Origin of the sequence: Segetibacter koreensis DSM 18137, assembly GCF_000374045.1 — a bacterium.
In the GTDB taxonomy this organism is placed as follows: Bacteria; Bacteroidota; Bacteroidia; order Chitinophagales; family Chitinophagaceae; genus Segetibacter; species Segetibacter koreensis.
In genome coordinates this window covers 1-14,491 of the sequence record NZ_KB893345.1, presented here as the reverse complement: position 1 = coordinate 14,491, position 14,491 = coordinate 1, and the positions used below count along the sequence as shown (strand labels likewise).

The window sequence follows — 14,491 nt, the reverse complement described above, 5'->3', positions numbered from 1 at the left end:
AATAAAGTATATATATTTCGATACCTGTCCCGCTTTTAAAATAGATTCATTTTTTCCAACCGTTTTTTCTTTAAGAGCGTTTCTTAGTTGAAATTTGACCTCGTCGGATGCCGGTTGAATGGAGTCAACCAATCTTAGTATTGCTTCCATAACTCGTTNATTTTAGGAGTATNCNCGCAACTCCATCNTCATGTATCAAAATTAATATACAATATTTTAGAAAAAAGGTATCAAATGATACCTTTTTATTATTAGAGAAAAAACGTATTTTATAGGCGTGCTCAAGTAGCAACTACCATAATTTCAATACTTAATAAGTGGAAGATGCACAAATAAAAACTATATAAAAGGCGTGGAATTTTTATTCTTCTTTTAATAATTGTTCTTTCAAAAGCTTCCCTTTAGATTTCTCGATATAAGTAATATTTAATCAAGTGAAGCAGGTGTCATCTTTCTTTTGCTGGATGCTTTAAGCCACCTTTTGATTAATATTCAGGAATTGAGATTATGAAAATGCTCCTTTGTAGATATTTTATAAATAGCTACAATATTCATAATTAAGGAAGAAACTGCAAGTATTGTAAAAAGGCCCAAGGTAATTACGGGTACCAGAAAATAAAATGTTCCATAATTATAATGTGTTGTATCATTATAGAAAAACAGGAACAGAGAGAGTAATAGTAACAGAACTCCCAAAATTTCCAATAGGCACGCTTTAATAGTTTCTCTTCTTCTGTATTTGTGAAGGTTTAGTATTAATATGATAATTGCAACAAGTGCAAGAACTGAATGAATAGCACCGTAAGGTAACCCTAACAATAAGTATAAAAGGAAAAACCCTCCCCAGGCTTCCCCGTTTATCAGAATAATAAAAAAACTAATAATTACCGTATATGGATGAGTTATTATTCTTACGATTTTCATAGTTTTTAAATTTTAATTACAAGGCCCATTACTATCTATTGCAAAATCTTTCCCCCCAACTATTTTAATATTATTACTTTCATTGCCTGATAGCTTCATCACATTCAAAGTATTATACAAGGCCCCCGGTGTACTGCTTCCATTTATAGATCGGCCTCCTGGTATTTGATTTTTTTTTATTTGAAGAGGATTTCCAATTCGCGAATAATTAAAAATATCGAGGGCATAATCTGTGCAATTGTAATCGTCAATATCATAGTTTACAGTAGATAATTGAATTATATGATTTAATGTATTATTCAGTTGTAATGGAGTTATATCCATTTTAAAACTTGCATTAAATTCATGCTCGCTGTTATCTACAAACTTACCTTTGACAGGTTCAGTAAATAGCATTTTCCAGGTCGTGACCGGATAAAAACCAATATTTTGAGTGACCGTTTGCCCACCGTTTGTTTTTGTAATTTGCAAAAAAGTATGGCCGGTTGCTCCTTGCTTAAAATCAAAAATCGAATTTGGATTGTCATCTACAGGAATATCTACTAGAATTGCAATAGAACAAGTGGCGCCATAATCGGGAATATTTGAAAAGCATTTAAGGTATTTGGATACATCAATAGGAGTTAAATTATCAATAAATTCAAAATCAACGAGCTCTTCATCATCGTCATTATTATTTTGATTATTTGAACGGGAGCCTTGATCCCCTTCATTATCTTCATTAGCGGCAACTGAGCTATAATTAACAGAACGACTTCCTGAATTAAATCCAAAAAAAGCAGATGAATTTATATAGGGCGTACCGCCATAATACCAATCGACAATTATTTCAGGATATTCTTCCTTTGCCTGCGGAACTACAAGAGGTCGAGCTATGGGATCGGTGTTAAGAGCACCTATATAGCCATTTTTAACTTCAGAAATTAGCTTAATTGCTCCATTTAAATAGCGAATTTCAATTGTTCCATTATATGAATATTTAGAAATATTATTTGCTTCAAGTTGACGAAGTTGAATTATTAAGCCATTTAATATTTTACCTGCAGTATCAGTATATAGAAGAATAAATTTTTCTGGAAATTTTGTCGCGGTAAAAGGAATCCTAAAGAAACGGCTTGCATTGTCTTTTTTAGTTTCTACTGCCCGGGAAAGATCGAGATTAGAATAGTCGCTCCCGGTTAAACTATCTTTTAAAGTTGCTTGTATATTAGCAACATAGGAGGGTTTAGAATTATTATGTTCAATATTTTTATTACAGGAAAGGAAGAAAATAGTGGCAAATAGTATAGGCAAAAAACGTTTCATCTGGTAACATTTGCTTAAAATTAGAACCCTTTTTCCAAATTTCAAATGACACATGAAATAGAATTGCTATGCAATAATTTAAAAAAATAGCTCCGCAATTGTTCTGACTTTCTCCTGGTTAAGTTCACTTCTTTTTTGGCTTCAGCCGTTTCTCAATCCCTAATCGTCTTTTCTTCCATTTACCAATAGGTTCCGGATCATATGTCGTATTACCTTTCTTATCAATTAAACCAAACGATTTTGCAAGCTTATTGCTTAGCTCAATAACCTTCGTTGACTTGCTTGTTTTCGAATTATAATAATCCTGGTACGCTTTAATGCCTCGATCTACAATCGCCAACTCGTTTTTGTAATCTTTAAGCTTTCTGTAAACAATCATCAACCGGTCATATGCTTCGGTGTTTAAACTGTCATCCTTCAATATCTTTTCATATATTTCTACAGCCAGCTCTAATTTCTGTGCGCCTTCGGCTTCCTTTCCTTCCTCCAAAAAATTCTTTGTAGTTTTTGGTTCTGCCATTAAGTAAAATTAATAAAAGCTCTATTCTTTTGACTCCTAAGTAAAATGGGGAAAAGTTATGGCAGAAGAGTTGCTAAAATATTTAGTAATTTTACTTTTCAAAACTATCGCTATTAAATCGTCCATCCGCCATATTGCTCATTTCGACCTGGACAGCTTTTTCGTTTCTGTTGAGTGTTTAAAAAACAGCAAACTCAAAGGAAAGCCTATCGCAGTGGGTGGACACAGTGATCGGGGGGTAATTGCATCGTGCAGTTATGAAGCCAGAAAGTTTGGAGTAAAAAGTGCTATGCCTGTCAGGCTGGCTAAAAGACTTTGTCCAGAGCTCTTTATTGTTCGCGGCGATATGGATAGCTATTCGAAGTATTCACGGCTCGTTACTGATATTGTTGCAGCGCAGGTGCCGCTTTTTGAAAAGTCCTCTATTGATGAATTTTACATAGATATGAGTGGAATGGACAAGTTTTTTGGCTGCTCCAAATACACTCAACAATTAAGAAATACAATTGAAAAAGAAAGTGGTTTAAGTATCTCTTACGGGCTTTCATCTAATAAGCTAATAAGTAAAGTAGCGACCAACGAGGTAAAGCCTCATGGACAGATTGAAATACCGTTTGGGGAAGAAAAGGAATACTTAGCTCCTTTGTCGATTGATAAAATGCCAATGGTAGGAACCAAAACAAGTGAATTACTAAGACAAATGGGTGTCGAGACAATTCGAATTCTTAGCCAGATACCAATTGAGATGATGACAAACCTGCTGGGCAAAAACGGCATAGAATTATGGAGAAGGGCAAATGGTATAGATGAAACTCCCATCGTCCCTTATCATGAACAAAAAAGCATTGGCACTGAAAACACCTTTGAAAGTGATACTATTGATATCAATTTTCTACACAAGGAATTGGCGCGAATGACTGAAAAGATCGCATTTGAGCTCCGTGACACCAACAAGCTTACAGGATGCATAACAGTTAAGCTTCGTTATAGTGATTTTCAAACAGAAACAATACAGGCAACAATACCATATACTGCAGCAGATCATGTGTTGTTAGCCAAAGCAAAAGAACTTTTTACTAAACTGTACAAAAGGCGGCAACTGGTAAGGCTTATTGGTGTTCGTTTCAGCCATCTTGTTCCCGGCAACTACCAGATAACTCTATTTGATGATACAGAGGAAACGGTTAGCCTTTACAAGGCAATAGATAGTATAAAGCATCAGTATGGTGAACAGTTTTTAATACGGGCAGCGGGATTTAATGGAAAGAGGGATGATAAGCTCAAAGTAGAAAGATGGTTGAGACAGTTCAAGTGAAGACTAGCATTACATTACAAATAATTTTTTGCTCTGGGAAGAAGTAGTCGCTTCATACCTTACAATTTGAAGTAAAACACTATCGTGCTGCTAAATGTTCTTCCGTGTTAAAATTTTACTTGCTGTTGTACTCTTCATCCGTCACTGGCTTCAACCAGTTCACGACTCCTTTTTCTGTATTAACATTGATAGCAATATGGGTAAAGCTGCTTGTGGGAGAAGCACCATGCCAGTGCTCTACGCCCGGCAATATTTTCACAACATCACCAGCGTAAAGTGTTTGAATAGGCTTTCCCTTTTCCTGGTAGTACCCCGTACCTTCCGTGCAAATAAGAATTTGACCAGCTGGATGTGTATGCCAATAGTTTCTTGCACCGGCTTCAAACATAACATTGCTAATTATGGTTGTTAAGGTATCGTCGTTGGCGACAAGGGTTTTTACCCAGGCAGTGCCTGTAAAGTTTTGGGTTGCTTTTTCCCCTTTCGCAAAAATGCTTGTGGTGGTTTGATTTTCCTTGGTATTCATTGTTTGCGCTTTTAATGTAGTTTGAAATAGAAAGGCAATAAAAACTGCTGCAAGCCTTAATCCTGTATTCATCTTCATCTTATTTCAGATTTTGCGTGAAGAAAGACGTGAGTTTGGCAAAAGGAATTTTGTCTAACCTGTCGTACAAATCAACGTGAACTGCACCCGGTATAATCATTAACTCTTTTGGCTCAGCAGCGGCTTTATAAGCATCTTCGCTGAAATAACGGGAGTGAGCCTTTTCTCCTGCAATCAGGAGCATGGGTCTTGGAGATATTTCTTTAATGTAGGTGAGAATGGGCATATTCATTAGAGATAGAGAACTGGTCATTGTCCATGCACCGTTAGAATTAATTGACCTTGGATGAAATCCACGAGGGGTTTTGTAATAGTCAAAATAATCCTTTACAAACTGCGGCTCATTGCCTTGTAATTTTTGGGGCAGATTGGCGGTCGAGGGAGCGGGTGTTCCCTGCTGTGCATCCTGCCAACGCTGCAGTGATAATTGTTCCAGCGTTTTGGAGCGTTGCTCAGGTGTTACAACGTCGTTGTATCCTTGTGATGTAACCCGGCACATATCATACATACTGGTAGTAGCAACAGCTTTTACTCTTTTATCAACTGCGGTAGCATTCAAGGCAAAGCCTGCAAGCCCGCAAATGCCAATGACCCCAATACGGTTTCTATCTACATTTTTCTGTAATCCTAAAAAATCAATTGCTGCACTAAAATCCTCGGTATTGATTTCGGGTGAAGCTACGTTTCTTGGTTCACCACCGCTTTCACCTGTATAAGATGGGTCGAATGCCAGAGCAGCAAATCCACGTTCGGCCATCTGGTTTGCATACAGCCCTGAAGATTGCTCTTTCACCGCACCAAAGGGTCCACTAATGGCAAGTGCAGCCAAGGTTTTATTACCACTGTCTTTCGGAAGATACAAATCACCAGTCATGGTAATTCCGTACCGGTTTTTGAACGTTACTTTTTGCCTTGTCACTTTATCACTTAGCTTAAAAGTATAGCCGCCGTTTTCTTGTGTGTCTTTCATCTTGTTTGTATTTACACTTTGTGATGCTTGCGAATAAGCCTGTCCTAGTGAAAAAAGTGACAGGAGAAATCCAATTACTATGTTTTTCATATCTCTACTGTTTTACTGAATTGATTTGATAATTTTCGCTGGTACACCACCAACAATTGAATTAGCAGGCACGTCTTTTGAAACCACAGCTCCGGCTGCTACCACAGCATTTTCACCAATGGTTACGCCGGGCAGTAATGTAGCGCCTGCACCAATCCATGTATTTTTCTTGATGTGAATACGCCCGGGAACAAGCGATTGCCTTTCGTTGGGGGAAATGGGATGTCCTTCGGATAAAAGGCTGACTTTGGGGGCAATCAAAACATTATCCTCAATGATAATTCCTCCTAAGTCAAGGAACACACAATCAAAGTTGATAAAGACGTTCTTGCCAATTTTGGTGTGCTTTCCGTAGTTGATATACAGGGGCGTGAAAACCGCAACGCTTTCATCAATCTTTGAACCGGTGATTTGGCTTAGTAAGTCCCTGATTTCTGCGGGGTCAGAAGAGTTATTCATTTGAACTAATAACTTCTTTGTAGCAAAAGAAGCTTCCCGTAGTCTGTATACTTCAGGGTCGGTAGCCGAGATTGTTTCCCCCTTCCATAGCCGTTCAAAAATGTTTGGACTGTACTGATTTGATACCATACCACAAAGTTCTTTCAGTTAATGCATCTATGGATTACGATAATCAAACCAATAAGTAAGAATTTCAAACTTCTTGTAACCTTAATGTTTTAGGGTTCGTACCCGTGAGCTTTTTGAAGAAGTTATTGAAGTAGGTAGTGTATTCAAAACCAAGTGCATAAGCAATGTCGGCAATGTTCCAGCCCGTATGTTGTAAGAGCGCCTTAGCTTCACTAACAATCCTTTCTGTGATATGGGTAGTTGTTGATTTGCCTGTAACTTCCTTTACCGCCCTGTTAAGATAGTTAACATGTACATGAAGGTGATGGGCGAAGTCTTGCGCTGTTCTTAGTCGCAAAGGATTATCGGAACTCTCGATAGGAAACTGCCTTTCCAGGAGCTCAAGGAAAACAGAAGTTAACCGCGCTGCTGCATTTTTATGTTGATCAAAGTGTTCTGACGGTTGGAGTTTCAGGGCTTCATGAATAATCAGGTTGATATAGTTGCGCATCAGGTCGCCTTTATAGGCGTAGTCACTCTTTTGTTCTTCTATCATCCGTTGAAAGATGGTATTCAGAAACAAGCGCTGCGGCTCGTCTATCTTTAAAATAGGTGTGCCGCCAATCTTAAAAAGCGGAGAGTGTGGCAGGCTCTCCGATCGTTCTGATGTTTTAAAAAACCCTTCCGAAAAAAGACAGGTGTATCCTACATAAGAAGTTGAAATCGTTTCCCAGGAATAAGGGATATGCGGATTACCGAAAAACAAAATCGTGCCTTCTTGTTCAAAGCTTCGATCAGCGTAATGGATTTTACTCTTACCAGTTGTTAGGCAGATTTTATAGAAATCTTTTCGGCTATATATACGTGTAGCAGCGCCATCACTCTCTATCTGGAAAACATTAAATCCCTTTAGCTTTAGTTCGTTATTAAACTGCGAAAGCTGTCGCACACTTTTGTCTGGCATGGTAACAAAGTTAAGGAAATCAAAACACAGGGATTTATTAAAACGATGCTATTGTTTAAATTATTAACCTTCTTTCCTCACTTCTGCTTAAATGTAAACTTACTAACAATCCTTTTTTTGCTAAATTGTTTAGTAATTTTACTTTTTCTACTGCAAATGAAATAATTGCGACAAAACAAAACGCTAAACCTAAAACACAAAACTCAAACTGATACATGTACCTCAATTGCAAAACACGCTTCAGCTTTTTATATGGCACATTTGAAACAGAAGAACTGGTAAAGACTGCGGTTGAAGTAGGTGCTAATGCAATTGCATTAACGAATATCAACAGTACATGTGATGTGTGGGACTTTGTTGATTACTGCAAACAAAATGCAATTAAACCGGTTGCAGGTGCAGAGATCAGAAACGATAGTGCTTTCCTGTATATTTTGCTGGCGAAAAATAACAATGGCTTTCAACAAATCAACCGTTTTATTTCTGAACATATACATACAAAAACTGATTTTCCTGTTCGTCATGAGTTTAGTGAAGATGTGTTGGTGATATATGCATTAAATGTTTTGCAGCCTGAAGAACTTAGGAGTAATGAATTGATAGGGATACAACCAACAGAAATAAATAAATTGTATAACCTTAATGTAAATGCCTTTCCTGATAAATATGTAATACGGCAACCGGTTACGTTTAAAGACAAAACCATGTATAATGTTCACCGGTTGCTAAGAGCAATCGATAAGAATATTATACTAAGTAAACAGGAGGAAAAAGATATAGCAAAGCCGCATGAAAAGTTTGTACCGCAATCTTCACTTGTTAAAGATTTCGCACAATATCCCTCCATTCTTACCAACACCTTAAAGGTGCTGGATCGCTGCTCTATTGATATAGAATTTCATACAGATAAAACAAAGAAAGTTTATTCGGCAGACAAAAAAGATGACAGGGTATTGCTTGAAAAACTGGCTGTTGATGGAATGAAGCACCGTTATGGAACGAAGAATAAAAAAGCAAAAGACAGGGTTGTTAAGGAGTTAAAGATCATTAATGACTTAGGGTTTAATGCGTACTTCCTTATCACGTGGGACATTATCAGGTATGCACAAAGCCGAGGCTTTTATCATGCAGGCAGGGGAAGCGGCGCAAATTCTATTGTTGCTTATTGCTTACAAATAACAGATGTTGACCCTATTGAACTAGACCTTTATTTTGAACGCTTCTTAAACCCTCATCGCTCCTCCCCTCCTGACTTTGATATTGACTTTAGCTGGAAGGACCGGGATGAAGTGATTGATTATATCTTCAAACGTTATGGCAGGGAGCATGTGTGTTTATTAGGTTCTTATGTAACCTTTCAAAACCGTGCTGTTATTCGTGAGTTAGGAAAAGTATTTGGCTTACCGAAAGAAGAGATAGATCAGTTGGAAGGTTCAAAGCTGAAGGATGATAAAATTCAAAAGCAGATATTGTATTATGGTAACCTCATTAAGAACTTTCCTAACCATCTAAGTGTTCATGCCGGTGGTATGCTTATAAGTGATGAACCTATCTATCATTATTCAGTTACAGAACTTCCACCAAAAGGCTTTCATACTTCTCAAATTGATATGTTCGTTGCAGAGAAGATCGGATTATTTAAGTTAGATATCCTATCGCAAAGAGGGCTTGGACATATCAAAGAAACGCTGGAACTCGTCAGGGAAAACAAGCAGCTATCTATCAACATACATGATATAGAAAAATTCAAGACAGATAAAAAGGTTGCTGCACAAATAAGAAATGCCGATACGATTGGCTGCTTTTATATCGAAAGTCCTGGTATGCGGCAACTGTTGAAGAAGCTACGATGCGATGATTATATAACATTGGTTGCTGCATCGTCTATTATTCGTCCCGGAGTATCACAAAGCGGAATGATGAAACAATACATTTATCGCTTTCATAATCCTGATAAGTTTGAATACCTGCATCCAAATATGAAAGAACTGCTGGAGGAAACGTATGGAGTAATGGTGTACCAGGAAGATGTTATAAAAGTTGCTCATCATTTTGCAGGGTTAGATATGGCAGAAGCTGATGTGTTAAGACGAGCAATGAGTGGCAAGTATCGTGGACATAAACAGTTTGAACAGATCAGGGAAAAGTACTTCAGGTTGTGCAAGGAAAGAGAATATCCAGACGAGATAACGAATGAAGTATGGCGACAGATAGAAAGTTTTGGTGGATATTCTTTTTCAAAAGCACATTCGGCTAGCTTTGCTGTTGAAAGTTATCAAAGCCTGTTTTTAAAGACCTATTACCCGATGGAATTTATGGTAGCAGTTATCAACAACTTAGGTGGCTTTTATTCAAGAGAATTGTACTTCCATGAGTTGAAGAAAACAGGAGCAACATTACATCTTCCTTGTGTTAATGGAAGTGACTATCTCACTTCCATTAATGGTAATGATGTACATATGGGATTTATACATGTGCAGGGTTTGGAAGAAGCATTGATATTAGAAATGATTGATGATAGAACGAAGAATGGAAACTATAACCACTTGCAGGATTTTATAGAGCGTATTAAACCAGGCATTGAACAACTTAATATTCTTATTCGCATAGGCGCTTTCCGTTTTTCAGGCAAGAACAAAAAGGAGCTATTATGGGAAGCGAACTTTCTGCAAAAGAAAAGTAGTAAGCATAATGTTGACAGCTTGCTTTTTAAAGAAGCTCCTGTATCATTTCATTTACCTGCTTTAAACCAACAACCACTTGATGATGCTATTGATGAAATTGAATTGCTTGGCTTTCCGCTATGCAATCTATTTGAACTCGTAGATGATGATCCCAATAAATACTTACCTGCCGATGAAATTGAAAAGCATTTAGGAAAGGAAGTGAATGTATTAGGCTACCTGGTGGTAACAAAGCCTGTCCGTACTATTAAGAACGATACATGTACTTCCATACTTTCATTGATGCCAAAGGTGATTGGCTTGATGCTGTCTGCTTTCCTCAAACCGCCATTCGTTACCCTGTTACAGGAAAAGGGTTTTATAGCATGAAAGGTAAAGTGGTGGAAGAGTTTGGGGTGTTTACGGTTGAGGTAAGTTATTGTAAGAAGGTGGGGATTAAGGATAGAGGGCAAAAGGCGAATGAGTTGATGAAAAGGCATGTCGAAGTTGAGCACGGGGCGGTGGAGAGGGAGTAAATTTTATGACCTAGCCTCTGTGGAACTATTAGAAGCCTGAAAGTCTCTGGGATTTCAGGCTTCTTTGCGTAGCTTTAATATCACCCTTGTGATGCTTCCGCTGAAATTGGTAAGTCTAGTTCTATACCATGTTTTTTCACAACTACACTTGCTTCAGCTCATTTTGATTTCTACAACTTTATAAATTGCCTATACATTACCTCATTTCCACTTATCAGTTTTACAGTATAAACTCCAGGCGTAAGTGATGCTATTTTCAATTGTATAATTCTATTAGTTGTATTTGAATGAATAGTTTTCATCACAACTCCTGAGGATGAAATAACTGGTATTGTCAATGGTTTGTTTACTCGCAGCCCTGTTGCTGAAATAGTTACCACATCTCCTGAGGGATTGGGATATAACTTCAATCCCTTAAGGTCTGCATTACTTTGTTCTGAAGAAGGCCTCTTGCTTACTATTAATGCATCCTGTGATGTTACTTTAACTGTTACCGGTTCAGAGGTCGCTGATAGTCCTTTATCATCAAACGCTTTTGTTGTAATCGTGTAGGTTCCTGGCTGTACATTACGCCACCAACAGGTATAGGGATAATAATATTCTGTTCGTATCAATGTTTTTCCTATATAAAATTCTACTTTGCTTATTCTATCGTTAGGGTCTTTTGCCCTGGCGACTATATGAACTTTGGAATGAGGGCTAAAGGTGGAACTATCTGCCGGTGTTACAATGCTTACTACAGGTGGCACATCTTCCTCTACTACAGTAACCTTGATACTGTTAGAAGTAGCAGTATTGCCGCTGTTATCATAAGCTTTAGCAGTGAGAGTGTAATTACCGACAGGTACGCCATCCCATAAGAAACCATAAGGAGATCCGGTTTCAGTATGAAATTTTGCACTGTCAATAAAAAATTGAACTTTAGTTACTTTGCCATCTGAATCTGTTGCCGTAGCATTAAGTTTTATTCTTGCAGGTCCAGTGTACTTTACAATATTATCAGGAATGGAAAGGCTAACGGTGGGAGCTTTATTTTGGTTGTCCTTTACCTCAATAAAGGCTGAACCGACATCAGGACTAGCTCGTTAATTCCATTAAAATCTTTCAACTTTGTATAACTGGACGAGGGGGGATCGAAGGAAAAAATAACACCCTGGTTCGTTCTTCCTCCTGCAGACGTCATACCGTATAGCTTTCCATCAGTCGCCTGCATAAGGGTGCCTCGAGGATTGGCACCATCGCTGCCGCGAAAATCTTTCAGCTTTGCATAAATGGACGAGGGGGGATCGAAGGAAAAAATAACACCCTGGTTCGTTCTTCCTCCTGCAGACGTCATACCGTATAGCTTTCCATCGGTCGCCTGCATAAGGGTGCCTCCAGGATAGGCACCATCGCTGCCGCGAAAATCCTTCAGCTTTGTATAAGTCAAGGTGGAAGGATCGAAGGAAAAAATTACACCACTGCCGCTTCCTCCATAATACGTGATGCCATATAGCTTTCCATCGCTTGCCTGAATAAGGCTGCCAAAAGGATGGGCACCATTAATACCGTCAAAATCCTTCAACTTTTTATAAGTGGAAGACAAAGGATCATAAGAAAAAATAACACCACCCCCACTGCTTCCCCCATAATACGTCACGCCATATAGCTTTTTATCGCTTGCTTGTATCAGGCTGCCAGTAGGCGAACTACCATTAGTGACATCAAAATCCTTCAACTTTTTATAAGTGGAAGTGGAAGGATCAAAAGAAAAAATAACACCCGCATACCCACTGCTCCCCCCACCGTTTGTCATGCCATAAAGCTTTCCATCGTTTGCCTGGATAAGGCTGCCATAATAAAGATATGAAGGACCATTTGCAGCATCTGTACCATTAAAATCCTTCAACTTTATAAAAGTCGAAGAGGTAGGATCAAAAGAAAAAATTACACCTAAACCGCTGCTTCCCCCGGACTGTGTCATACCATACAGCTTTCCATCCTTTGCCTCGATGACGCTTCCCGTAACATAGCTGCCACTTTCATTACTGCCGAAATCCTTCAATTTTTTATACGCGAAAGAGGCAGGATCAAAGGAAAAAATTACACCTGCGTTCACGTTTCCTCCCCGCGCCATGCCATATAGCTTCCCATCGTTCGCCTGCATTAGGCTGCCAATAGGATTACTACCATTGCTACCGTTAAAATCCTTTAGCTTACTATAAGTAGAAGAGGCAGGATCAAAGGAAAAAATAACACCCTTACCTCCGTGGCCTCCAGCATTCGTCATACCATATAGCTTTCCATCTCTCGCCTGTGTAAGGTTACCCTGAGGATGACCACCATTCGTACCATCAAAATCCTTAAGCTTTGTATAACTGGAAGAAGTAGGATCAAAGGAAAAAATAACACCCTTCCCTGCATCGCATCCATCATTCGTCATACCATACAGCTTTCCATTGTTTGCCTGCATAAGGGTGCCGGTAGGATTAGAGCCACCGGTACTACCAAGATCTTTATAAGTTAATGTGGAAGGATCGAAGGAAAAAATATGGCCTGGCCCGTTCCACTGGTCCGACTGTGTCATACCATACAGTTTTCCATCGTTTGCCTGCATAAGGCTGCCTTGGGGATAGGCACCGTCAAAACCAGGGTCAAAATCCTTCAGCTTTGCATAAGTGGAAGCGGAAGGATCATAAGAAAAAATAACACCGTAGCCTTCCTCGTCAGGGGGAGGAGTATCATAGCGGTAGCCTCCTCCCTTGGATGTTACCCCATAGAGCTTTCCATCTTTTGCCTGTACAAGGCTACCACAAGGATTCTTACCACTTGTGCCATCAAAATCCATCAATTTTCGATAAGTGGAAGACGAAGGATCAAAGGAAAAAATAACACCGGGGCCGTCGTGAAAATAAATACCGAAGCTGCTACCTCCATAATATGTCATCCCATATAGCTTTCCATCAGAAGCCTGCATAAGGCTACCACGGGGATAGGCACCGTCAATACCGTCAAAATCCTTCAGCCTTGTATAAGTGGAAGAGGAAGGATCATAAGAAAAAATAACACCATAGCCACTTCCTCCTCCTGAGGTCATACCGTATAGCTTTCCATCATCAGCCTGGATCAAATTTGTATAGTCTGGACTGGTGGCCAGGTTTTCAAAAGATTTGGCAACAGCTAAATTATTTGTAGTAGGTTTAAATTTGATAATAGTACCTCCTCCATCCTTTCCACCAATTCTTGTGGCTCCGTATAAAGTCTGAGACTGTATCGATAAAATACAAGCAAAAAAGCAGGTAATACCGAGTAGAATCTTTTTCATTTTAAATTATTTTGGATTAATGATTAGGTTTCAGTTTTAGATTTATGATACGCAGATCAGGTGCCCGTAGGTGTATGGCTACTTTTCTTCTAACTTTTGGTGTTCTTCATGAACAAATCGGGGGATGGAAAGCAATCGCTGAAGTAGTAATAAAGGTACAATTTATAAGAAATTAAATGAGTTAAATGGAGCTAATTAGGCTTCATTCATGTCTAACTTTCCCTTTTTGCTCCTTTAAGTGGCGACTGGTATCAAACATCGAGTACAATACCGGGACAAATGAAACAGCCATTGTGAATGCTCAGTTAATAAAAATTACTCCTTTAAGAGTTACTTGTGATATTCCGCATGCTTCTGGACAACACACTTTTGATGAGCAATTGGCTATTTCACCTTTCCTTCCTTCGTTTCACAAGCCGATTCCATTCGCGCGGCTTATGCAACACTTTATAGAAATAGGCCTTTAAATACTCCAATACTAAAACTAATAATATTAGCAATATCAGTAACTTAGCTAAAATTTATAGTTAATTATGTTTAAAGGTACTGACATTTTGGAGTTTGCAAGGCATTTTGATACCAAGGAAAAGTGTTTAAAATATCTGAGTTGTTTAAAATGGCAAAAGGAATTTACTTGCTTAAAGTGTGGCAATACATCCTGGAGTAAGACAGGTCTGGAGCATATACGGCGTTGTAATAAGTGCAAAGACAAACAGTCTGCAACTGCCG

The 14,491-nt window shown here is 38.6% G+C and carries 13 protein-coding genes and 1 pseudogene; 4 read left to right on the top strand and 10 right to left on the bottom strand.

All coding sequences use genetic code 11. From position 1 onward, the window contains the following. Positions 1-492 precede the first annotated feature (492 nt). The 3 genes from B154_RS0119230 to B154_RS0119220 form a co-directional block, all read right to left on the bottom strand. A complete protein-coding gene (locus B154_RS0119230; protein ID WP_018615957.1) occupies positions 493-924 on the bottom strand; it encodes a hypothetical protein in 432 nt (143 codons plus the stop codon). A gap of 12 nt (positions 925-936) precedes the next feature. Next, positions 937-2,229 (bottom strand): hypothetical protein, encoded by a 1,293-nt coding sequence (locus tag B154_RS0119225; RefSeq protein WP_018615956.1) that lies wholly within the window; start codon positions 2,227-2,229, stop codon positions 937-939. Positions 2,230-2,353: 124 nt separating this feature from the next. After that, positions 2,354-2,749: a DUF2225 domain-containing protein gene (locus tag B154_RS0119220; RefSeq protein ID WP_018615955.1), complete on the bottom strand. Its 396-nt coding sequence runs from the start codon at positions 2,747-2,749 to the stop codon at positions 2,354-2,356. A gap of 58 nt (positions 2,750-2,807) precedes the next feature. Here B154_RS0119220 and dinB point away from each other — a divergent pair, with 58 nt between their 5' ends. Further along, positions 2,808-4,064 (top strand): DNA polymerase IV, encoded by a 1,257-nt coding sequence (gene dinB, locus B154_RS0119215; protein WP_018615954.1) that lies wholly within the window; start codon positions 2,808-2,810, stop codon positions 4,062-4,064. A gap of 115 nt (positions 4,065-4,179) precedes the next feature. Here dinB and B154_RS0119210 read toward each other — a convergent pair whose 3' ends face one another. The 4 genes from B154_RS0119210 to B154_RS0119195 all read right to left on the bottom strand — a co-directional run bounded on the left by B154_RS0119210 (position 4,180) and on the right by B154_RS0119195 (position 7,244). Beyond that, the gene (locus B154_RS0119210; RefSeq protein ID WP_245542626.1) at positions 4,180-4,662 is read right to left on the bottom strand and encodes a (R)-mandelonitrile lyase; all 483 of its coding nucleotides are present in this window, start codon (positions 4,660-4,662) and stop codon (positions 4,180-4,182) included. A gap of 7 nt (positions 4,663-4,669) precedes the next feature. Then, positions 4,670-5,728 (bottom strand): alpha/beta hydrolase, encoded by a 1,059-nt coding sequence (locus B154_RS0119205; protein WP_018615952.1) that lies wholly within the window; start codon positions 5,726-5,728, stop codon positions 4,670-4,672. 12 nt (positions 5,729-5,740) lie between these two features. After that, entirely contained in the window at positions 5,741-6,316 is a 576-nt protein-coding gene (locus tag B154_RS0119200; protein WP_018615951.1) for a DapH/DapD/GlmU-related protein, read from the bottom strand. A gap of 64 nt (positions 6,317-6,380) precedes the next feature. Beyond that, the gene (locus B154_RS0119195) at positions 6,381-7,244 is read right to left on the bottom strand and encodes a helix-turn-helix domain-containing protein (RefSeq protein WP_245542625.1); all 864 of its coding nucleotides are present in this window, start codon (positions 7,242-7,244) and stop codon (positions 6,381-6,383) included. A 230-nt stretch (positions 7,245-7,474) separates the two neighbouring features. On the opposite strand from B154_RS0119195, the gene B154_RS30285 reads away from it, so the two are divergent. Then, the gene (locus tag B154_RS30285) at positions 7,475-10,312 is read left to right on the top strand and encodes a DNA polymerase III subunit alpha (RefSeq protein WP_071595311.1); all 2,838 of its coding nucleotides are present in this window, start codon (positions 7,475-7,477) and stop codon (positions 10,310-10,312) included. A 316-nt stretch (positions 10,313-10,628) separates the two neighbouring features. On the opposite strand, the gene B154_RS0119180 is transcribed toward B154_RS30285, so the two are convergent. The 3 genes and pseudogenes from B154_RS0119180 to B154_RS0119175 all read right to left on the bottom strand — a co-directional run bounded on the left by B154_RS0119180 (position 10,629) and on the right by B154_RS0119175 (position 13,762). Continuing rightward, a complete protein-coding gene (locus tag B154_RS0119180) occupies positions 10,629-11,207 on the bottom strand; it encodes an Ig-like domain-containing protein (protein WP_018615947.1) in 579 nt (192 codons plus the stop codon). Positions 11,208-11,288: 81 nt separating this feature from the next. Beyond that, positions 11,289-11,513: pseudogene (locus tag B154_RS33985) on the bottom strand (Ig-like domain-containing protein); the annotation flags it as partial. Then, the gene (locus B154_RS0119175; RefSeq protein WP_018615946.1) at positions 11,504-13,762 is read right to left on the bottom strand and encodes a choice-of-anchor tandem repeat GloVer-containing protein; all 2,259 of its coding nucleotides are present in this window, start codon (positions 13,760-13,762) and stop codon (positions 11,504-11,506) included. The pseudogene B154_RS33985 and the gene B154_RS0119175, both read right to left, overlap by 10 nt. Positions 13,763-13,806: 44 nt before the next feature. Here B154_RS0119175 and B154_RS33655 point away from each other — a divergent pair, with 44 nt between their 5' ends. Both B154_RS33655 and B154_RS0119170 read left to right on the top strand, forming a co-directional pair. Then, complete coding sequence (locus tag B154_RS33655; protein ID WP_281166887.1) at positions 13,807-13,938, top strand: hypothetical protein; 132 nt, start codon at positions 13,807-13,809, stop codon at positions 13,936-13,938. A 9-nt stretch (positions 13,939-13,947) separates the two neighbouring features. Then, positions 13,948-14,229: a hypothetical protein gene (locus B154_RS0119170; RefSeq protein ID WP_018615945.1), complete on the top strand. Its 282-nt coding sequence runs from the start codon at positions 13,948-13,950 to the stop codon at positions 14,227-14,229. The last annotated feature ends 262 nt before the right edge of the window (positions 14,230-14,491 follow it).